Below are 21,024 nucleotides of genomic sequence, written 5' to 3' on the forward strand. Positions count from 1 at the left end.
TTATGATGCGTGCGCTTAACTAAGACAAAGTGTAGGGGAATTAGACAATAGAATGTAGTAGGGTTTCATGAAGTTTTGTTGATACGGTGTAATTGGCGGTTACGACAGGTAAATTGGCGAATGATTGCGTTAAAAGCTCGGCGGTATGCAAGCCAAGTGTAAAAATGCTTGGCATAAAAAAGACCTCTAAGCGTTGGCCTAAAGGTCTGTTGAACGCTAAACCTTGTGGTTTATTCAACCAGCTCAATCGCCAGTGCGACCGCCTCACCGCCGCCGATACATAAACAGGCCACGCCTTTTTTGCCGCCTGTGCGCTTAAGTGAGTGCATCAAGGTGACGACAATCCGCGCACCCGATGCGCCAACAGGATGACCCAATGCACACGCGCCGCCTTCAATATTGACCTTTTGGCTGTCTAGGCCATGCGCGTCAATGGCAGACATGGTGACCATGGCAAAGGCTTCGTTGATTTCCCACAAGTCCACATCGGCAGCTTGCCAACCTGCTTTTTTGAGCAGTTTTTCGATACAGGCAACAGGCGCTTGGGTGAATTCGCTGGGGTGCTGGGCGTGGGTGGCTTGGGCGACAATCCGTGCGATGGGCTGTACGCCTTGTGCTTGTGCGGTTGCCGCGCTCATGACCACCACGGCCGCCGCACCATCAGAAATTGAGCTTGAGTTGGCGGCTGTCACTGTGCCGTCTTTGGCAAAGGCAGGTCGTAGCGTTGGGATTTTGTCCAAGTTGGCTTTGGCAGGCTGCTCATCCGTGTCGATGATAGTCTCACCGTGGCGCGTTTTGACGGTGATGGGTACGATCTCAGCTTTAAAATGCCCGTCACGAATGGCGGTGTTGGCACGGTTGAGCGATTGAATGGCAAATTCGTCCATTTGCTCACGGGTGATGGCTTTTTTATCCGCCATTTCTTGGGCAAATGCGCCCATCAGTTTGCCTGTTTCGGCATCTTCTAGCCCATCGTGCAGCATGGTGTCTTTGATTTCGCCATGCCCCATGCGCATGCCGCCACGTGCTTTGGGCAGCACATAGGGTGCGTTGGTCATCGATTCCATACCGCCTGCCACGATGATGTCAAACTCGCCTGCTTTGATGGCGTTGGTCGCATCCATGATGGCGCGTAAGCCTGAGCCGCATAGCTTGTTGAGGTTAATCGCGCCTGTGCTATCAGGCACACCTGCTAGGCGCATGGCTTGACGGGCAGGGCTTTGTCCCACACCTGCGGTCAAAATGCTGCCCATGATGACCTCATCCACCTGTTCGGCGGCAATGCCTGCGCGTTCAATCGCTGCCTTGATGACCGCTGCGCCCAGTTCTGGGCTAGTCACCGCTGCCAAATCACCTTGAAAACCACCCATCGGCGTACGCGCGCCGCTGACAATCACAACAGCATTTTGTTCCAAGTTTGTCATAGTATATCCTTTGATCAATGAAAAGCCCACAACGCTTGCGGCTAAAATGTTTAAATTTTAACCAGCGCTGCGTCGTGTGGTTATCATGCTTGAGGCATTAACATTTGTCAAATCAAGGCTTTGACTGGGCAATTCAGATTTAATCGGTGTTTATTGGTTGGCGGCCAAAGCTTCGATACGAATCCGCATAACCCTATCGGTGACGCTGTCTAGCGCCTCGATTTGGGCAATGGCGGTGTTCATATGACGCTCTAATACAGGTTCGACCAAAATAATTACGGGCACCTCGCCTGCGGTGTGGGCAGGGCGTTGTAAGATTGCGGCAATGCTGATGTGGTTGTTGCTTAAAATTTGGGTGATGCTGGCCAATACGCCCAAATCGTCTTTGACTTTAAGCCGCAAATAGTAGCCGCTGACAAATTCATCACTGCTAAGCACATAGGTTGGCTGCAATGCCTCAGGCAAAAAGCCCAAGTGGGCCACGCCATGCGCATTGGCCGCTGTCTGCTGGCTTGAGCACGCCAACGCGCGCGCGACATCGACGACATCGGCAACCACCGCCGACGCGGTCGCGCCTGCGCCTGCGCCTGCGCCATAGTACAGAGTCTGCCCGACAGGCTCAGCGTCCACCAACACGGCATTTTTGACACCATTGACATGCGCAAGTAAGCTGTCTTTGGGAATTAGCGTCGGGTGAACGCGCATTTCGATGCCCTCCTGCCCATCTGGCAACGTGCGGCGCACCGCAAAGCCTAGATGCTTGATGCGGTAACCAAGCTCTTTGGCGTACTGCACATCTTGCGCGGTGATACGCGTGATACCCTCACAATACACTTGGCTAAACTGCAAACGAATGCCGAATGCAATCGACGCAAGCAGCGTCAATTTGTGCGCCGCGTCGATGCCCTCGATGTCAAACGTTGGGTCGGCTTCGGCATAGCCCAAGGCTTGCGCCTCTGCCAACACGTCATCAAAGCTACGCCCTTTGTCACGCATTTCAGACATGATAAAGTTGCCTGTGCCGTTGATGATACCTGCCAGCCAGTTGATGCGGTTGCCTGCCAGTGCCTCGCGCAAGGTTTTGATAATCGGGATACCGCCCGCCACTGACGCTTCAAACGCCACTTGCACGCCGTGTTGCTCTGCCAGCGCAAAAATCTCGTTGCCATGCTCGGCAAGCAATGCTTTGTTGGCGGTGACAACGTGCTTGCCGTGTTTAATGGCGGCCACCATCACGTCTTTGGCAACGGTCGTGCCGCCCATCAGCTCAAGCACGATATCGACATCCTGTTGTGCCACGATATCCAACAAATCTGCCGATTGTGCGATGGTCGCAGGCAAATCAGGGCGTGGGCGACGCGTGCCCACATGGGTGATGACAATATCGCGCCCGATGCGCCGCTTGATTTCATCGCGATTGTTTGCCAACAGATTGACCACGCCTGTGCCAACCGTACCCACACCCAAAATTGCCAGGCGTACCGCTGATGGTGCTGCTTGCTGCATAACTTCCTCAAAAACTGATTACAAAACGGATTGAATTTAAAATAACACGCGATTAAGAGATGCCCAACGCACGCGCCAGCTGCTCTGGCGGCAAATAACCACCCAACTGATGGCCATTGACATCAAAAATCGCAGGCGTACCCGATACGCCCAAATCTAGCCCAAGCTGCTGCATACGGCGCACGGGGTTTTCGCAGGGTGGCGCACTAACGGGCAAGCCTTGTTTGGCGGCGGTCATTGCGTGATTGCGGTCAGCGCTGCACCAGATTGCCTCCATAATCGGCATGGTTTGCTCACTGCGCGGCCACGGCAAATAGCGCACTTCAATACCCAGCGCGTTGATACGGTCGATTTCGCTGTGTAGTTTGCGACAGTAGCCGCAATCGGCATCGGTGAACACATAAATCACCGCGCGCGTCTGTCCTTTTGGTCGAAAGATAACCATGTCTTTGGGGTCGAGTGCGGCAAGGGCGACTTTGGTATCAGCGGCGGCAAGATTGGCAGAAATTGGCTCGGGTGCGTCGCCGCCAACCTTGACAATATCACCTTGCACGATATATTGCCCCGTGCTGTCGGTGAAAAAAGCAGGCAGTCCCTCGGCTTTGACCCAGTATAAATCGGGCATTGCGGTTGGCGTGACCGAATTGACCTTGGCATCAATCCCCGATTTTGCCAAATTCGCGGCAAGTTTTTGCTGAATATCGGCGTTATTTTCGTGGCTGACGGTCGCCGCGCTGGCAGGGGCAGCGGTGCTGCTCGCCAATACGGCACTGGCAGCAGGCTCGGGACTGACCACCGCTTGGGTGGTCGATTTTGGCTGGCAGGCACATAGCCACAGCGCGGTTAGGCTCACACTCAAGCCAGTCACGGCGGCGCGCAGGGTGGGGCGATGGGCAAACGGGGTCATCGAAGATTCTCGCAGTGGGTGGCAGAAGGTTTGTCAATCAAACAAAGCCAACGGATAAAAATCTTAATTCACCAAATTTTAGCACAAAAGCGGGGCAATACCTACCTATCGGCTCGCTTGTTGGGCTAAATGCCGTGGCGCGGTTTACAACCGTTACGCGGTGCTACTTTTGCTTACAAGACTTTTGGCAATAAACTGGGTAAACTGACGCGCAAAGCGCTATCGTGCGCTAACAACAGGATAAAACAACATGGCAGTTGGTATTTTGGCACTGCTTGACGATATCAGTACGATTTTGGACGATGTGGCGGCAATGACCAAAGTTGCGGCCAAGCAAACCGCAGGCGTGCTTGGCGATGACTTGGCACTCAATGCCAATCAAGTCTCGGGCGTGCGCGCCAGTCGTGAGTTGCCCGTGGTGTGGCAGGTCGCCAAAGGCTCATTGGTCAATAAGGCGATTTTAGTGCCGTTGGCATTGGTGATTAGCGCGATATCGCCAAAACTGGTCACAGGGTTATTGATGTTGGGCGGTCTGTATCTGTGTTTTGAGGGGGCAGAAAAAGTTGTCGAAAAATTCTTTGGTGACCCTACCGCCAAAGCTGAGACGCAAGCCGATGTGCGATTGGCCAATGCCAATGCTGAGATGGATTTGGCGACATTAGAAAAACAAAAAATCAAAGGCGCGGTACGCACCGATTTTATTTTATCCGCTGAAATTATCGTCATCTCATTGGGCACAATTGACCCAAATGTGCCGCTGCTGGATAAAGCCTTGACGTTGGTTTTGATTGCATTGATTATGACGGCAGGTGTGTATGGCGCGGTCGGCATGATTGTTAAGTTTGACGATGTTGGCGCGTATTTGCAACGCCAATCAGCAAGTGCGGCACAGACGCTTGGGCGAGCAATCATTGCGCTTGCCCCCATGCTCATGAAGCTGCTATCAGTGGTTGGCACGCTGGCGATGTTTTTGGTTGGCGGAGGTATTTTGGCGCATGGTATCGGGGCGCTGCATCATGGCATTGAGCATTTGGGCAATCTGACAGGTGCGTTTAGTGGCGTAACAACCAATCTGCTTAACGGTCTCACAGGCTTGGTGGCAGGCTTGATCGTGCTGGCTGTGGTGCATGTTGTGGAAAAAATGCGTCACCGCGCCTAAGTGTCATATTAGCTTTAAATTAAAACAGGGCAAACGTTGGTTTGCCCTGTTTTGATATTGCTTAATACTTATTGGGTGTCATTTTGCTGGTCAGTACCTTGATCAGCACTTGGTGATGCAGGGCTGGGCAAATCTGCTGCCTTGTTGTCTGTACTGTCGTGATCGTCATGAGCAACAGTGGGCTTGCGTGTCACCACGACAGCGTTTTCTGCCTTCTTGCTGGTGCGTGTTTTGGTTTTGGCAGGTGCTTTATCGCTTGCTTTTGCCTTGCGTGTACGCACTTTGGGTGCTTTTGGTGTGGCAAGGGTCAAAATCCCGACAGTTTGCGGTTTCATTTGCTCAGCCACGCTTTCAATCATGTTTTTGTAGCTGGCAACCGTGGTTTTGGGTCGGTCGGCATCGTCATCATTTTCTGCCGCACGGTTTGCTTCGTTGGCAGGGTCTGAAGGTTCCGCTTGGGCAGGCTGCGCGGCTTGTACCATCTCGGCAGCGTCCTCTGCTTTTTGTGCCAGCGCGTTTTGCGTTTCTGTGTGTTCAGTAGGCTCAACGTTTTCAGTAGGCTTGGTGTTATCAGCCTGTATGGACTGGCTGGCTGCTGGTTCGGTTATTTGCGCTGCCGCACGTTCCTCGATGATTGCACCGCGTGGGTCATTGCTAGCGCGTTGGGTCACAGGGGCAGGGGCGGCGTGGGTTTTGCCTGCATCGGTTTGATATTGCCTCTCGGGTGCGATCATGGCGTGATACTGTGCTAAGCTTTCGTCGCTAAGCTCGCTGTAACCATAATGCTGGCTAAAGAAAGTGCCAAATGCCGCATCTTCAGTCGCGCGAGGTGTGTCGGCGGTTTGCGGTTCGCTAGCGTCAGTCGCTGCGGCATGGTACGCATTCATAGCTTGAATAAAACCACCCACAATGCCTACTTGGGCAATGACTTGCTCAGCATTGGCAAGTTGCGCGGCGATGAACTGCCCGACTGTACCGCTGATGGGTTGTCGCGCGCGGCTTGGCTGTGTAGCAGGTGGCCGCGCTGTCGGTGCGGCGATGGCAAGCTGGGCTTGATACGCACGGTAGGCTTCGCGTGGATCGTTCTTGGCACGGGCATTGGGCGCAAGGCTGATGTTTGTGTCTGCGGTTGGTTTGGCGTCTGCCTCGGTGCTCGTTGGTGTGACGGCAGTAGTTACACTGGTAGTTTGTGCGTTTGTGTTTGCTGGCTTTGCTGTGGCTGTTGGCGCGTCACTGGTTGTTGCGTCGCTTGGTTTAGCCGCAGGTGTGGCAGTTGGCTGCGCGGAGTGATCACTAGCTTGTTGCTGATGTTTTAAGTCATCCAACTGTAAGTGCACGGTGTGGTCTGTGCTATTGCGCTCACGCTCTTTGTGATACACATGCAAGGTTACGTCGTCTGGCGTGTGCGCTTTGTTGTTGCTGCGCTCATGGGTTGCAGCTTTGCTGACAGGCTGTTTGTCCGCTTCGGTGATTGCCACAGAGGCAGTAGTTTGGCTGTCTGCGTTGGCAGCAGGTGGTGTCAGTGGTTCGCCACGCTGTTTTTCACCGCGCGGTTCACGGTGGCTGTTGGGCTCACGCTTGGGCAAATCGGCGGCTTTGGCAGATTTGTCTTTTTCTTTGTTGTCTTTGCCTTTGTCGGCTTTGTCTGCCTTGTCAGTTTTGGCATTTGTCTGTAGGTCGTTGGTTTTTTCTACGCTGCTTTGGCTGTCGTTATCGTTGTTTTGGTCGTTGCGTTTGTTTTTGCGGTTGCGATGTTTGCGATTGCGTCCGCGTTCGGGTTTATCGTCTTGGTTTTTGTCAGTGTGGCTGGTGTCATCGTCGGTTTGGGTTGGCTCAGACGCTTGTGTGCTGATCGGTTCAGCGGTTGGCATTGCCACAGGGTTGAGCTGTCCTTGCACACCTAGGCTGCGTGCACCGCTATTGATGATGCTTTCGATTGCGGCGGCGGCATCTTGGCTGGTGATACTGGGTGTCAGGCTGGCTTGCACGGGTGGCGCAAATAGGTTAGATAGCCATGCCACGGCTTGATTGGCAGCAGGCTGCGCTGCGATAGGCTGGCTAGCAGGTGCAGCAGGCGCGGCGGTTTTGCCAGTCGATTGTTGTGCCGCTTGTGGTTTGGCTTTTTTGCTATCGGTTTTATCGGCTTTATGCTCAGGTTTTTGTTTAGCCGCCTCGTCTTTGTGCGTCTCTGGTGCAGGTTTGGCAGGTGTATCGCTGTCATCAGCAGTGGTTTGGCTGCCAGCAGGGTGACGGCGCGGTGTGTCCTGTTCTTCGGTGTGCCAGTCGCTGGTGTCATAGCCGCGGTTTTGGTAGGCTTGTTGCTCGGTTTCATTGACGCGTTCATAGCTTGATGGGGCTAGTCCGTCGCGGTTGTAGCTTAGGCGAAACTCGGGCGAATCCATGTGCGCGTGTGGCAAAATCGTGATGCGTGTGCCGCTTTCTTGCTCAAGATACACTAAGCTTTCGCGTTTTTCATTGAGCAAAAACGCTGCAATCTCGGTGGGTACGTCGACTTGAATTTCGCCTTGACGCTCTTGTAAGGCTTTTTGCTCAACTTGGCGCATGATGGACAACGCCAATGAACGCAAATCACGAATCATGCCTGTGCCGTGACAGCGTGGGCACCGATAACCTGTGGCTTCTTCTAATGACGGGCGCAGGCGTTGGCGGCTCATCTCAAGCAAGCCAAAGCGTGAAATCTCGGCAAATTGCAGGCGTGCGCGGTCATTTTTGGTTGCGTCTTTGAGGCGGTTTTCGACTTGTTTTTGGTGCTCGTCGCTGCTCATGTCGATGAAGTCAATGACAATCAAGCCGCCCATATCGCGCAAGCGCAGCTGACGGGCGATTTCGTCCGCCGCCTCAAGGTTGGTATTAAACGCGGTTTCGCTGACATCTGCGCCTTTGGTGGCTTTTGATGAGTTGATGTCGATGGACACCAACGCTTCGGTTTGGTCGATGACGATAGAGCCGCCCGACGGTAAACGCACCTCGCGTTGGTAGGCGGTCTCGATTTGTTTTTCGATGCCAAAGCGCGCAAACATCGGCTCATAGTCAGTGTATTTGCGCAGTTTGGATAGCTGCTGTGGCATAACGGCTTCGATAAAATTCGCCGCTTCGTTATAAGCGTATTCGTTATCGATCCAGATTTCGCTGATATCATCACGCAGATAATCACGCACCGCACGCGTCACTACGCCTGCCTCTTGGTGCAACAGCCGCGGTGATGGGTAATTTTGGTATTGCTGCTGAATGCTTTGCCAAATGGTCAAAAGGTGGTCAAGATCGTGTTGCAGCTCCTCAACGCTGCGTCCCACGCCTGCCGTGCGGATAATCACGCTCATGCCTTTGGGCATTTTAAGCTCGTTTAAAATTTGCTTGAGCTCTTCGCGGTACTTGCCCGAAATCTGACGAGAAATACCGCCCCCGCGTGTGTTATTAGGCATTAATACCAAATAACGCCCTGCCAGTGAAATAAACGTCGATAACGCCGCGCCTTTGTTGCCGCGCTCCTCTTTTTCAACTTGCACAATCAGCTCATCACCTTCTTTGATTAGCTGCTTGATGTTTTGTCCGCTGCGGGGGTCGCCCGACAAGTACTCGCCAGCGATTTCACGAATCGGCAAAAAGCCCTGACGCTCTGCGCCATACTCGACAAAAACCGCCTCAAGCGATGGCTCAACACGAGTGACGTGTCCTTTATAGATATTGGCTTTTTTTTGCTCGCGAGTGCGGTTTTCTAGGTCAAAATCGTACAGATGGTTGCCGTTACATAAGGCGACGCGAATTTCTTCGGCGTGGGTGGCGTTGATTAAAATGCGTTTCATGCGTGCTCCTTGGGATCGGGCAGCATAGACCACTTGGCGGTTTGCCAAACAATCAAAGATAAAACCGTGATACAAAGCTACAACGGGGTTGTTACGCGCAACAAATTGCCTACCAAACGCTTGGTTTCACCCACTATTTTAGCCGCCTACTGCTATCAAGCAATACCTATTGCCCATCAATACCTATTGCCCATCATTGGCATCGATGTGATATACACCGATATCAGCAGCCAATTTTGGCAAACAATTAAAACAACGCATCGACTAGCAACGCGTTTAAAAACTTACATAAACCCTTAGCACACCCGCTAAATTTGTTCAATAACGCTAAGGCTTGCTAAGCTGATTGGCTTGGCACGATCGGGCAATTTTAAGTCGTCTGACGTGGCACATTGGCGTGCTGGTCAAACTGATGCATAAAATATCGCGCATTTTAGTGGCACTTGATATAACTGGATAATTGCTATCAAGCCATGCGGCTGTGTCATGCTAAAGGCTGTATATTCGGTAAATGTTGCTGAGCGGCTTCCTTGGTTGAATCAAACTTAAATTTAGTCATCGGCTACAACGGACGTTGTAGGCAATCAGCGTAAAACGGTGTATTATCTTCTCGTGGTCTGTGTGCTGACCCTAGTAAATTTTGTCAAACATAGGGTTTAAAAAATCGGTTGATTTAGTGGGCGCGGCACGGTTGGACAAAAATCACCGTTACAACGGTTGAGCCAACCAAGCGGTTTGTTAGGCCGCTTAAATGATTTAGCTACTTGAGCAAATTCACGCAGCATTGGACGCAGTGCAGCGTACAACAAGCGCATAGCCGCCATCTCACTAAACTGCTAAACTATAGCAAATTTTTCAACCAACGGCTATCAAAATATGACCACAGGTACGCAAAACCGTCCTGAACGTGGCACAGCGCAAACACTGCCCAATGCCCAAACCAACCCCCAGACAGCACACAAAACGCCACAATCGGCGGATGATGCAATCAGCAATTTTGCCCAAGTCAATTATCTGACCATCACGCGTCAGCAGCATGACCAGCGCATTGACAATTTTCTGTTGGCACGGCTCAAAGGCTTGCCGCGCGCGCATATTTACCAAATGATTCGCGCCGATGAAGTGCGTATCAACGGCAAACGTTGTAAGCCGCACGACCGCCTACAACGCGGTGATGTGGTGCGTATCGCCCCTGTGCGTTTGGCAACGCGTGCCGCGCCTGTGATTGGACAGGTGTTTGCCGACAGTCTGCTCACGCGTGTAGTTTATGAAGATGATGGCCTACTGGTGCTCAACAAACCTGCAGGCATGGCGGTGCATGGCGGTAGTGGCGAATCGTTTGGTGTGATTGAGGCGATGCGTGTGGCGACAGGTAAAAAGTATTTGGAATTGGTGCATCGTATCGACAAGGACACATCTGGACTTTTGATGATTGCCAAAAAACGCAGCACACTCAAACATTTACAACAAGCTTTGCGCGAAAAAACCATCCAAAAAACCTACCTGTGCCTGACACAAGGCTGGCTTGACACAGACTGCACGTTGATTGATCAGCCGTTGCTCAAATTTACCCTGCCAAATGGCGAACGCCGCGTCAGAGTGGATACCAAATCCGATGACAGCAAGCCTGCCCAAACGCGTGTGCGTTGCCGACAACGCATGACGCTGCACGGGCACAAAATCAGCCTGATTGAAGCCCAGCCTTTGACGGGGCGCACGCACCAAATTCGCGTGCATTTAGCCAGTTTAGGCTTGCCGCTATTGGGCGATGACAAATACAATTGCCATGCAGCGGACAATGCCGCGCTTGGCGTGCGTCGCCTGTGTCTACACGCGTATCAACTTGATATTGACAGCTATCCCACCATTGAGGCAGATTTGCCCGAAGATATGCAAACGCTGCTGGCACACGCCCAAAACAGCTAACCAAAACGCCAATCAAAAATGCAAAAAAACCGACAAGGCCTCACACCATGCCAGCCAACCATACACCAAATTTTAAACAAAAATCGCTGATTATCTTTGACTGGGACGGCACACTGATGGATTCAATTGGTTTGATCGTCGAAAGTATGCGCCATGCTGCCACCCAGCACGGTTTGGCAGTAAGCGACGAGGCAACGCGCGGTATTATCGGCTTATCCATGCAAACTGCCGTCGCAACGCTGTTTGCCGATGTGCCTGAACGCCACGCCGACTTGGTGCAAGATTATGGCGCGTATTATGTCCAACACTGCCACGATGACACTCTGTTTGTAGGGGTCGCCGAGCTGCTACACAGCTTGCACGCACAAGGCAAAACGTTGGCGGTCGCTACGGGCAAAAAACGCCAAGGCTTAGCGCGTGTACTGCCGCAAACAGGCGTTGAGGCGTTGTTTAGTGTGACGCGCTGTGCTGATGAGGCAGCAGGCAAACCTGATCCACTGATGCTGCGCCAAATTTTGCAAGTCACTGGCAAAGCGGTTAGCGATGCGGTCATGGTTGGCGATAGCGTGCACGATTTGCGCATGGCGCACGCCATCGGCATGGACAGTATTGCAGTGACCTACGGCTGCGCGACTGCTGATGTATTGGCAGATGAACAACCCAGCGCGATGGTCGATAGCGTGGCAGCTTTGGCAGCGCTGTTGGTCTAACAGTGCTCAAAAGGGCGCACGGTTGGTAGGCAACACGCGTTTGGTTTAAAATACCCTTTGCCAACTTGTGCGCCTTGACTCAAACACTGCTTTGATTTGCCTGATATGTCTAAATAATTTGCCATGACTGAAGAACTGCTGATTAATGTCAATACCGCCGAAAGCCGCGTTGCCGTGCTCGAAGACGGCGTTTTGACCGAAATTTTTATCGAGCGCCAGCACAAACTTGGCATTGTTGGCAATATTTATCTGGGCACTGTGGTGCGCGTGCTTCCAGGTATGCAGGCGGCGTTTGTCGATATCGGGCAGGCGCGTACGGCATTTTTGCATATCAATGACATGCAGCCGCACAAAGCTGCCAAACCACCATCTGATAGCCATGCCCAAACCGATACCACCCAATTGGTCACGACAGCGCAACCACTATCGATTGAGCAACGCCTGTACGAAGGTCAACGCCTAATGGTGCAAGTCATCAAAGACCCACTGGGTACCAAAGGCGCGCGCTTGACGACGGATATTTCATTGCCGTCGCGTTACTTGGTGTATTTGCCGTTTGGTGCCAGCGTCGGTATCTCACAACGCATTGATGGCGACGAACGTGCGCGTCTAAAAACCATTTTGGGCGAATTGCTGCACCAAGTCGGCCTAGGCGGCGGTTTGATTGCGCGCACAGCGGCAGAAAACATACCGCCTGCTAAACTTGAACAAGATATTTACTACCTGTTACAACTGTGGCGCACCGTACAAGCACGCTATCAGCACACCGCCGCGCAAGTTAATAAACGCAATGCATTGATCTATCAAGATTTATCGTTGCCACTGCGCGCCTTGCGTGACTTAATCAGCGATGACACCAAACGCTTGACGGTAGATCACGCGCAAGTTTTTGCCGAGATGCGCCAGTTTGCCAAGGAATTTGTGCCCGCCATTTACCCCGCCATTCAACACTATGACGGCAAACAGCCATTGTTTGATATGTACCGCGTTGAGGATGACCTCAAAGATGCACTTGACCGCCGCGTCAATCTGCCATCAGGTGGTTATCTGATTATCGACCAAACCGAGGCGATGACAACGATTGACGTCAATACAGGCTCATTTGTTGGCGGGCATAGCCTTGAGGACACGGTTTATAAAACCAACTTAGAAGCCGCCCATGCCATTGCCCGTCAGCTACGCCTGCGTAACTTGGGTGGTATCATCATCTTGGATTTTATCGACATGGCAGAGCAGGCGCACCGTGACGAGGTGCTGGCAAGCCTGCAGACCCAACTGGCGCGTGACCATGCCAAAACTAACATCAGCAACGTCTCAGCACTCGGGCTTATCGAGATGACGCGCAAACGCACCCGTGAGAGCCTGCAGCAACAACTGTGTGAACCCTGCCCAACCTGCCACGGTAAGGGCGTGATTAAAAGCCGTGAAACCGTCTGTCTTGAAATTTTCCGCGAAATCATGCGCTGCGCCCGTGCCTACCACGCGCCCAAAAAATTTAGTGTATTAGCGCACCCAAGTGTCATCGAGCTGCTGCAAAGCGCGGAAGCCGATACCTTAGCAGAGCTTGAATATCTGCTTGGACGCGCCATCAACCTACAGCCTGACAACCGCTATAGCCCTGCCCAATACGCGATTTTGCTTGACTGACTGAGCCGCCAACGCATCGCGCAAGATAAATAAAAATCACGTTTTAACTTGCATTTAGCGCACAACCTGCGTATAATACTGCCCACTTACGAATATAGGGCGCGGCTAATCGCAAAGTGCTATAACGCACTTATACATGCATTAGTCTACATGTATTAGACGCATAATGCCCCAAGCGACAGCTGCTCCATCGTTTGCAGCACCCATAAATGTCGAACAGTTTCACCCAATTTGCTTAAGCAATTTTGCAAAGGAATGTGAGACTGGAATTTTTTTTGTTTTTAAAAATTGCGTGAAATACAGGCGTATATAACAAACAAAATTTTGGCATACGGTGACAGGCAGTTTTTAGCAGTAACCGCTTGATTCTTTATGGCTTTTTACCCCAACGTATAGGGAGCATACTGGCATGGCTAACCAGAAAATCCGTATCAGACTTAAATCATTTGACCATCGTCTGATTGACCAATCGGCACAAGAGATTGTCGATACCGCCAAACGTACTGGTGCGCAGGTTCGTGGTCCTGTGCCACTACCTACCCGTATTGAGCGTTTTAACATCTTGACATCGCCTCACGTAAACAAAGACGCGCGTGACCAATATGAAATCCGCACGTTCAAACGCATGGTTGATATCGTCCAGCCAACTGACAAAACAGTTGATGCATTGATGAAACTTGACCTAGCTGCAGGCGTGGATGTCCAAATCGCCCTAGGCTAAGCCTAAGCGTGGACATCGTTGAATAGATTGTTGAGCAGATTGAACAACAGATAAACAGAGGTAACAACATGGCGATTGGTTTAGTCGGAAAAAAATGCGGCATGACTCGCGTCTTCACCGAAGCAGGTGTGTCAGTGCCTGTGACCGTGGTTGAAGTCACCGCCAACCGCATTGCACAAATCAAAACCACAGACACAGACGGCTATGAAGCGCTACAAGTCACCACAGGTACTCGCCGTGACAGCCGCGTGAACGCCGCCCAAAAAGGCCACTTTGCCAAAGCAGGCATCGCTGCTGGTCGTGGCGTATGGGAATTTCGTGCCGAAGCTGGCGAACTTGACAACCACCAAGTTGGTGGCGAATTGCTAGCAGACTTGTTTAGCGTCGGTCAAATCGTTGACGTAACAGGTCAAAGCAAAGGTAAAGGCTTCCAAGGCGGCGTGAAGCGTCACAACTTCCGCACCCAAGATGCCACCCACGGTAACTCAGTTTCGCATCGCGTATTGGGTTCAACGGGTCAAAACCAAACCCCAGGTCGCGTATTTAAAGGCAAAAAAATGCCTGGTCAAATGGGTAACAAACGCGTCACTGTGCAAGGTTTGGAAGTCATTTCGGTGGATGCCGAAAAAGGTATCTTGGTCATCAAAGGCGCAATTCCTGGTGCCAACGGTGGCGATGTGATTGTACGTCCGTCGGTTAAAGCTTAATCAAGGGGATAAACGTGAATCTAAACACAGTAACAGGTTCGGCGGTTGAGCTATCAGACGTAGCATTTGGTCGTGAATTCAACGAAGCATTGGTTCACCAAGTGGTTACCGCCTACTTAGCAGGCGCACGTCAAGGCAGCCGCGCGCAGAAAACTCGCGCTGAAGTCTCTGGCGGTGGCAAAAAGCCATGGCGTCAAAAAGGTACAGGCCGTGCGCGTGCAGGCTCTATCCGTAGTCCAATTTGGGTCGGTGGTGGTCGTGCATTTGCAGCCAAACCACAAGACTGGTCGCAAAAAGTCAATCGTAAAATGTATCGCGGCGCAATGCAGTGCATTTTAGCAGAGTTGATTCGTCAAGACCGTTTGGTATTGGTCGATGAAATCCGCGTATCTGAGCCAAAAACCAAAGAATTGATTGGCAAGCTAAAAGACCTCAACGCACCAAAAGCCCTAATCGTCACTGACGAAGTGGACGAAAACCTATACTTGGCAGCGCGCAATATTCCGCACGTCAATGTATTGGGCAGTAAAGAGATTGACCCGGTTAGCCTCATCGCCTTTGACAAAGTGGTGATGTCGGTTGCCGCCGCCAAAGAACTTGAGGGAGTATTAGCATGAACAACGCCAGACTGTATCAGGTGCTAAAAGCGCCCGTATTTTCTGAAAAATCACAACGTTTGGGCGATACTTTAGGCGTACAAGTGTTCCGCGTCGATGTGAATGCTACCAAACGTGAAATCAAAAAAGCCGTTGAAATGATGTTTGACGGGGTTGAAGTGGTTAAAGTCAATACCCTAAACGTTAAAGGCAAGACAAAGCGATTTGGTCGCACGGTCGGTCGTCGTCAAGACTACAAAAAAGCCTATGTGACCTTAAAAGCTGGTCAAGATGTTGCTGTTTCAGCTGACAACACAGCCAATGAAGCAGTCAGTGCAGACGTAGCGGATAACGCTGCTGTCACCAACGAATAAGGATACCTTTCATGCCTATCGTAAAAGCCAAACCAACATCACCAGGTCGCCGATTTGTCGAAAAAGTTGTGCATCCACACCTTTATAAAGGTCGTCCTTATGCCGCTTTGGTCGAATCAAAACGCAAATCTGGTGGTCGTAACAATAACGGACGCATTACCACGCGTCACGTCGGTGGTGGTCACAAACAACACTACCGTTTGATTGACTTCAAACGCACCAAGGACAACATTCCAGCGGTGGTTGAACGCATCGAATACGATCCAAACCGTACCGCACACATCGCGCTACTAAAATACGCCGATGGTGAGCGTCGCTATATCATCGCACCACGTCGCTTGCAACAAGGTGACACGGTGATCTCTGGTGAAAGCGCGCCAATCCGTCCAGGTAACTGCTTGCCACTACGCAGCATTCCTGTGGGTACCGTGATTCACAACATTGAGCTAAAAATTGGCAAAGGCGCACAAATTGCGCGTTCTGCAGGTGCTAGCGTACAGTTGTTGGGTCGTGATGGACAATACGCCATCGTGCGTTTGCGTTCAGGCGAAACACGCCGTATCCACATCAATTGCCGCGCGGTTATTGGTGAAGTGTCAAACACCGAAAACAACTTGCGCTCATTGGGTAAAGCAGGTGCTAGCCGTTGGCGTGGTATCCGCCCAACCGTTCGCGGTACGGCCATGAACCCAGTAGACCACCCACACGGTGGTGGTGAAGGTCGTAACTTCGGTAAACACCCAACCAGCCCATGGGGTCAAAAAGCTAAAGGTCTGAAAACTCGTACCAACAAGCGCACTGACAACATGATCATCCGTCGCCGTCGCGTCAATAAGAAATAAGGAATCGTTGCATGCCTCGTTCATTGAAAAAAGGTCCATTCATCGACGCGCACTTGTTTGCCAAAGTGGAAAAAGCGTTGGAGACCAACTCACGCAAACCCATCAAAACTTGGTCACGTCGCTCGATGATTTTGCCACAAATGGTTGGCTTGACTATCTCTGTGCATAACGGTCGCACCCACGTGCCTGTTATCGTCAATGAGCAAATGGTCGGTCACAAACTTGGTGAATTTGCCCCAACGCGTACTTATCGCGGACACGGCGTAGACAAGAAAGCTAAAAAATAAGGTGCTTATTATGGAAGTAACTGCAAAATTACGCGGTGCCGCCATCTCGGCACAAAAAGTACGCCTAGTCGCTGATGAAGTGCGTGGTAAGCCTATCGAGCGCGCTTTAGACATCTTGACTTTTAGCAACAAAAAAGCGGCTAAATTGGTCAAAAAATGCCTAGAGTCAGCGATCGCTAACGCTGAGCACAACAACGGTCTAGACATTGATACCTTGCGCGTATCAACCATCTACGTTGATGAAGGCATCACGCTAAAACGCATCATGCCACGTGCCAAAGGTCGCGCTGACCGTATCAGCAAGCGTACTTGTCACATCACAGTTAAGGTAGGGGTATAACATGGGTCAAAAAGTCAATCCAATCGGTATCCGTCTTGGTGTGATTCGCAAATCCAACGCCAACTGGTACGCCGACCCAAAAAAATACTCAGAATACTTAATCAACGACCTACAAGTTCGTAAGTATCTTGAGAAAAAATTTAACGACAGTGGCAAAAATTCAAATGCCTCTGCCATGGTTAGTAACATCGTGATCGAGCGTCCAGCAGGCGCAGCAAAAATCACCATTTCTACCGCACGCCCTGGCGTGATCATCGGTAAAAAAGGTGAAGATATTGAAAAGTTGCAAAAAGAGCTAACCCAATTGATGGGCGTGCCTGCGCAAGTCAATATCGAAGAAGTGACCCAGCCTGACCTAGATGCACAATTGGTAGCCCAAAGCATTGCCTCTCAGCTTGAGCGTCGTGTGATGTTCCGTCGTGCCATGAAACGTGCGGTACAAAACACCATGAAAGCAGGCGCACAAGGCATCAAGGTTGAGCTATCAGGTCGCCTAGGTGGTGCTGAAATCGCCCGTACTGAGTGGTATCGTGAAGGTCGTGTACCATTGCACACCTTGCGCGCCGACATCGACTACGCCACCGTACGCGCCGAAACCACTTACGGCACCATCGGTGTTAAAGTGTGGATTTTCCGCGGCGAAATCTTAGACGGCATGAACCGTATTTACAACCCCGTCAAAGAAGACAAGCAAGCGCGCGCACCACAAAAACGCCGTAGCCGTGGCAGCAACCGCCAAGCCAAAGACAGAGGTTAATCAACTATGTTACAACCAAAACGTACCAAGTTCCGTAAAGTACAAAAAGGACGTAATACGGGTTTAGCCCATCGCGGTAGCAGCGTATCCTTTGGTACAATCGGACTTAAATCAGTTGAGCGTGGACGTATGACTGCTCGCCAAATCGAAGCGGCACGTCGTACTATTTCACGTCGTATCAAACGCGGTGGTAAAATCTGGATTCGCGTATTCCCAGACAAACCAATTACCGAAAAACCCCTAGAAGTACGTATGGGTAAAGGTAAGGGTCCTGTAGAATACTGGGTCTGCGAAATCAAACCAGGCAAAATGCTGTATGAAATCGAAGGCGTAAGCGACGAGCTTGCTATTGAAGCCTTCACCCTAGCAGCAGCAAAACTGCCATTTAAAACCACCATTGTTAAACGGACGATAATGTAATGAAGATCAGCGAACTACGCGACAAATCAGTTGAAGAGCTGACCCAGTTACTGGATGAAAAACAGCTTGAAGCGTTTCGTCTACGCATGGCAAAAGCGACCAATCAATTGGGTAACACCCATGAGATCCGCAACAACCGTCGCACCATCGCCCAAATCAAAACGCTTTTGACTGAAAAACAAGCGGCTAACCAATCAGCTAACGACACAGCGCAAGGAGTCTAACTGTGAGTGAAGCAATCGCAAACCCATTAGAAGCCGAAGCAACCCCAGAGGTGCATAGCGCCGATCACGGTACTTTGATTGGTAAAGTTGTCAGCGACAAGATGGATAAAACCATCACTGTACTTATTGAGCGTCGTATCCGCCACCCAAAATATGGCAAAATGATTCGTCGCTCAAGCAAGCTACATGCGCATGATGAAAACAACACCTGCGGCATGGGTGACATCGTACGTATTCGCCAAACCCGCCCACGTTCAAAAACCAAAACTTGGGAATTGGTCAATATTGTAGAAAAAGCCCAAGAAATTTAATCATACATTCGTGATTAAACCCTTGGCAAAGGCTAGACCGATCTATGCTTTTAATACATCTAAATGCATAGATTGGTTCAACACCTTTCAAACAAAGCTATTGTAAAAAAATTGCAAAACAAACTGGCATCTGCTAGAATATGTCACCTTAAAAATTGGCTATGCGAAGGCTAGCCAATTTGTGTATTTATTATTGGCGTACGTGGTTAAATGCGCCATAGCAGACAGGCAGACTTGTTTTGCCAATCAGGAGTAACGCGATGATTCAGACTGAAACAATGCTGGAAGTTGCTGATAACAGTGGTGCAAAACGAGTCCAGTGTATCAAAGTACTGGGCGGTTCTCATCGTCGTTATGCATCAGTCGGCGACATCATTAAAGTGACCGTAAAAGAAGCAATTCCACGCGGTCGTGTCAAAAAAGGTGATGTAATGAACGCGGTAGTCGTACGTACCAAATTTGGTGTACGTCGTCCAGATGGTTCAGTACTACGCTTTGATGACAACGCAGCTGTGCTGCTCAACAACAACAAAGCGCCTATTGCTACCCGTATCTTCGGGCCAGTAACGCGTGAGCTACGTAGCGAACAATTTATGAAAATTGTTTCTCTAGCCCCAGAAGTATTGTGAGGTGAAGCATGGCAAAACTACGTAAAGGTGACAACGTTATCGTACTAGCTGGTAAAGATAAAGGCAAGCAAGGCGTTATCTTGGCAGTTAAAGATGACCGTGTCAAAGTTGAAGGCATCAACATTGTCAAAAAACACCAAAAGCCCAACGCGATGACGGGCAAAGAAGGTGGCATCATTGCACAAGAAGCCTTCATGCATATTTCTAATGTGGCAATCTTTAACGCCACAACCCAAAAAGCAGATCGTATTGCTTACCAAATCGGTGAAGATGGCAAAAAACAGCGTGTCTATCGCTCATCTGGTGAAGTCGTGGCGACTGCGTAACGAGTAAAGGGTAATCGTAATGGCAAGACTCAAAACGCAATACAATGACCAACTCAAAGCCCAGCTACAACAAGAGCTTGGCTTGAAAAACGTCATGGAAATCCCCAAAATTACCAAGATCACATTGAACATGGGTGTGGGTGGTGCAGCACAAGATAAAAAAATCTTGGAAGGTGCACTGTCTGATATGACTGCAATTGCAGGTCAAAAACCTGTCGTGACCAAAGCGCGTAAATCAGTCGCGGGTTTCAAGATCCGTGAAGAATGGCCAATCGGCTGTAAAGTTACTTTGCGCGGCGAACAAATGTATGAATTCTTGGATCGCTTGATATCTATCGCGATTCCTCGTATTCGTGACTTCCGCGGCTTTAGCGATAAAGCCTTTGATGGTCGTGGTAACTACTCATTGGGTATCAAAGAACAAATCGTATTCCCTGAAGTGGATTTCGACAAGATTGACCGTATTCGCGGTATGGATATCACCATTACGACAACAGCAAAAACCGACGAACAAGGTCGTGCGCTGCTGAAAGCCTTCGGCTTCCCATTTCGTTAATGGCATGCCCAATCGCTTAAGGATATAGGAAACTATGGCAAAGAAAAGTATGATTAACCGTGAGCTGAAACGCGAAGCGATGGTGGCAAAATATGCCCCAAAACGTGCTGCGTTAAAAGCCATTATCAACGATAGCAATGCCAGCGATGAAGAGCGTTTGGATGCAATGCTTGCCCTACAAGCACTACCACGTGATGCTTCGCCTGTGCGTTTGCGTAACCGCTGTGCGATCACAGGTCGCCCACACGGTTATTTCCGTAAATTTGGTCTGTCACGTAACATGATTCGTGAAAAAGTCATGCAAGGCGACGTGCCAGGCGTACGTAAAGCAAGCTGGTAAGGGGATATAAGATGAGTATGCAAGATAGCGTCGCTGATATGCTAACCCGTATCCGCAATGCCCAAATGGCACAGAAAGCATCTGTCACCATGCCAGGCTCAAAATTACGTAAATCAATCGCTGATCTGTTGGTTAGCGAAGGCTATATCGCCTCAGCAGAGCTCGAAGATGTGGGTAATGGCAAAACCGAACTTACGCTTGAGCTAAAATACTACGAAGGTAAGCCAGTTATCGAGTTGTTGCAACGCTACAGCCGTCCAGGTTTGCGCCAATACCGCTCAGCGGCTGACCTACCCAGCGTCCGTCAAGGCTTGGGTGTGGCAATTATTTCAACCAGCCAAGGCATCATGAGTGACCGTGAAGCGCGTAAAGCGGGTATCGGTGGTGAAGTGATTGCATTGGTTGCCTAAGGGCAATTGGTTTGGCAGGCATTCGCGGCGCGTCCACGTTTGCCTGTTTATTTTTGGTTAGAGCTGATTCATTGAATCGGG

General features: G+C 50.6%; 25 protein-coding genes. 20 read left to right on the forward strand and 5 right to left on the reverse strand.

Annotated elements, in window-relative coordinates; genetic code table 11:
- Positions 1-40: 40 nt before the first annotated feature.
- From AC5L4R_RS00435 to AC5L4R_RS00450, 4 genes are all read right to left on the reverse strand, one after another.
- A complete protein-coding gene (locus AC5L4R_RS00435) occupies positions 41-175 on the reverse strand; it encodes a hypothetical protein (protein WP_494472414.1) in 135 nt (44 codons plus the stop codon).
- Positions 176-230: 55 nt separating this feature from the next.
- Complete coding sequence (locus AC5L4R_RS00440) at positions 231-1,424, reverse strand: acetyl-CoA C-acyltransferase (protein WP_494472415.1); 1,194 nt, start codon at positions 1,422-1,424, stop codon at positions 231-233.
- Positions 1,425-1,574: 150 nt separating this feature from the next.
- A complete protein-coding gene (locus AC5L4R_RS00445; protein WP_494472416.1) occupies positions 1,575-2,930 on the reverse strand; it encodes a homoserine dehydrogenase in 1,356 nt (451 codons plus the stop codon).
- A gap of 52 nt (positions 2,931-2,982) precedes the next feature.
- Entirely contained in the window at positions 2,983-3,837 is an 855-nt protein-coding gene (locus AC5L4R_RS00450; RefSeq protein WP_494472417.1) for a DsbC family protein, read from the reverse strand.
- Between the two features lie 250 nt (positions 3,838-4,087).
- Here AC5L4R_RS00450 and AC5L4R_RS00455 point away from each other — a divergent pair, with 250 nt between their 5' ends.
- A complete protein-coding gene (locus tag AC5L4R_RS00455; protein ID WP_494472418.1) occupies positions 4,088-4,996 on the forward strand; it encodes a DUF808 domain-containing protein in 909 nt (302 codons plus the stop codon).
- A 68-nt stretch (positions 4,997-5,064) separates the two neighbouring features.
- Here AC5L4R_RS00455 and AC5L4R_RS00460 read toward each other — a convergent pair whose 3' ends face one another.
- Complete coding sequence (locus AC5L4R_RS00460; RefSeq protein ID WP_494472419.1) at positions 5,065-8,820, reverse strand: Rne/Rng family ribonuclease; 3,756 nt, start codon at positions 8,818-8,820, stop codon at positions 5,065-5,067.
- Between the two features lie 876 nt (positions 8,821-9,696).
- Between AC5L4R_RS00460 and AC5L4R_RS00465 the strand changes: the two genes are divergently transcribed.
- From AC5L4R_RS00465 to rpsH, 19 genes are all read left to right on the forward strand, one after another.
- Entirely contained in the window at positions 9,697-10,746 is a 1,050-nt protein-coding gene (locus AC5L4R_RS00465; RefSeq protein ID WP_494472420.1) for an RluA family pseudouridine synthase, read from the forward strand.
- 47 nt (positions 10,747-10,793) lie between these two features.
- Positions 10,794-11,456 carry an HAD family hydrolase gene (locus AC5L4R_RS00470; RefSeq protein WP_067058225.1) on the forward strand — a complete coding sequence of 221 codons (663 nt, stop codon included), beginning with the start codon at positions 10,794-10,796 and terminating at the stop codon, positions 11,454-11,456.
- 123 nt (positions 11,457-11,579) lie between these two features.
- A complete protein-coding gene (gene rng / locus AC5L4R_RS00475; RefSeq protein ID WP_494472421.1) occupies positions 11,580-13,103 on the forward strand; it encodes a ribonuclease G in 1,524 nt (507 codons plus the stop codon).
- Positions 13,104-13,512: 409 nt separating this feature from the next.
- Complete coding sequence (rpsJ, locus tag AC5L4R_RS00480) at positions 13,513-13,824, forward strand: 30S ribosomal protein S10 (RefSeq protein WP_007115544.1); 312 nt, start codon at positions 13,513-13,515, stop codon at positions 13,822-13,824.
- A 68-nt stretch (positions 13,825-13,892) separates the two neighbouring features.
- Positions 13,893-14,531, forward strand: a complete 639-nt coding sequence (gene rplC / locus AC5L4R_RS00485) for a 50S ribosomal protein L3 (protein WP_067335877.1) — start codon at positions 13,893-13,895, stop codon at positions 14,529-14,531.
- Positions 14,532-14,545: 14 nt separating this feature from the next.
- Positions 14,546-15,148 carry a 50S ribosomal protein L4 gene (rplD, locus tag AC5L4R_RS00490; protein ID WP_067058231.1) on the forward strand — a complete coding sequence of 201 codons (603 nt, stop codon included), beginning with the start codon at positions 14,546-14,548 and terminating at the stop codon, positions 15,146-15,148.
- Complete coding sequence (gene rplW / locus AC5L4R_RS00495) at positions 15,145-15,501, forward strand: 50S ribosomal protein L23 (RefSeq protein ID WP_067058233.1); 357 nt, start codon at positions 15,145-15,147, stop codon at positions 15,499-15,501. The genes rplD and rplW overlap by 4 nt, the downstream gene beginning before the upstream one ends.
- An 11-nt stretch (positions 15,502-15,512) precedes the next feature.
- Positions 15,513-16,343 carry a 50S ribosomal protein L2 gene (rplB, locus tag AC5L4R_RS00500; protein WP_067058235.1) on the forward strand — a complete coding sequence of 277 codons (831 nt, stop codon included), beginning with the start codon at positions 15,513-15,515 and terminating at the stop codon, positions 16,341-16,343.
- Positions 16,344-16,354: 11 nt separating this feature from the next.
- On the forward strand, positions 16,355-16,630 hold the full coding sequence (gene rpsS / locus AC5L4R_RS00505; RefSeq protein ID WP_067058236.1) for a 30S ribosomal protein S19: 276 nt from the start codon (positions 16,355-16,357) through the stop codon (positions 16,628-16,630).
- A 10-nt stretch (positions 16,631-16,640) separates the two neighbouring features.
- On the forward strand, positions 16,641-16,970 hold the full coding sequence (gene rplV / locus AC5L4R_RS00510; RefSeq protein ID WP_067058238.1) for a 50S ribosomal protein L22: 330 nt from the start codon (positions 16,641-16,643) through the stop codon (positions 16,968-16,970).
- 1 nt (position 16,971) lies between these two features.
- Positions 16,972-17,727 (forward strand): 30S ribosomal protein S3, encoded by a 756-nt coding sequence (gene rpsC / locus AC5L4R_RS00515; protein ID WP_067058240.1) that lies wholly within the window; start codon positions 16,972-16,974, stop codon positions 17,725-17,727.
- Between the two features lie 6 nt (positions 17,728-17,733).
- A complete protein-coding gene (gene rplP / locus AC5L4R_RS00520) occupies positions 17,734-18,147 on the forward strand; it encodes a 50S ribosomal protein L16 (RefSeq protein ID WP_067058242.1) in 414 nt (137 codons plus the stop codon).
- Positions 18,147-18,371 (forward strand): 50S ribosomal protein L29, encoded by a 225-nt coding sequence (rpmC, locus tag AC5L4R_RS00525; RefSeq protein ID WP_067058244.1) that lies wholly within the window; start codon positions 18,147-18,149, stop codon positions 18,369-18,371. The genes rplP and rpmC overlap by 1 nt, the downstream gene beginning before the upstream one ends.
- A gap of 50 nt (positions 18,372-18,421) precedes the next feature.
- Entirely contained in the window at positions 18,422-18,682 is a 261-nt protein-coding gene (rpsQ, locus tag AC5L4R_RS00530; protein WP_255246911.1) for a 30S ribosomal protein S17, read from the forward strand.
- A gap of 260 nt (positions 18,683-18,942) precedes the next feature.
- The gene (gene rplN / locus AC5L4R_RS00535; RefSeq protein ID WP_067058246.1) at positions 18,943-19,311 is read left to right on the forward strand and encodes a 50S ribosomal protein L14; all 369 of its coding nucleotides are present in this window, start codon (positions 18,943-18,945) and stop codon (positions 19,309-19,311) included.
- Between the two features lie 8 nt (positions 19,312-19,319).
- Complete coding sequence (gene rplX / locus AC5L4R_RS00540; protein ID WP_067058248.1) at positions 19,320-19,637, forward strand: 50S ribosomal protein L24; 318 nt, start codon at positions 19,320-19,322, stop codon at positions 19,635-19,637.
- Positions 19,638-19,656: 19 nt separating this feature from the next.
- The gene (gene rplE, locus AC5L4R_RS00545; protein ID WP_067237504.1) at positions 19,657-20,193 is read left to right on the forward strand and encodes a 50S ribosomal protein L5; all 537 of its coding nucleotides are present in this window, start codon (positions 19,657-19,659) and stop codon (positions 20,191-20,193) included.
- 34 nt (positions 20,194-20,227) lie between these two features.
- Positions 20,228-20,533 carry a 30S ribosomal protein S14 gene (gene rpsN / locus AC5L4R_RS00550; protein WP_067058251.1) on the forward strand — a complete coding sequence of 102 codons (306 nt, stop codon included), beginning with the start codon at positions 20,228-20,230 and terminating at the stop codon, positions 20,531-20,533.
- An 11-nt stretch (positions 20,534-20,544) separates the two neighbouring features.
- On the forward strand, positions 20,545-20,943 hold the full coding sequence (gene rpsH / locus AC5L4R_RS00555) for a 30S ribosomal protein S8 (protein ID WP_067058253.1): 399 nt from the start codon (positions 20,545-20,547) through the stop codon (positions 20,941-20,943).
- The last annotated feature ends 81 nt before the right edge of the window (positions 20,944-21,024 follow it).

The organism is Faucicola sp. SE7633, from assembly GCF_059264685.1.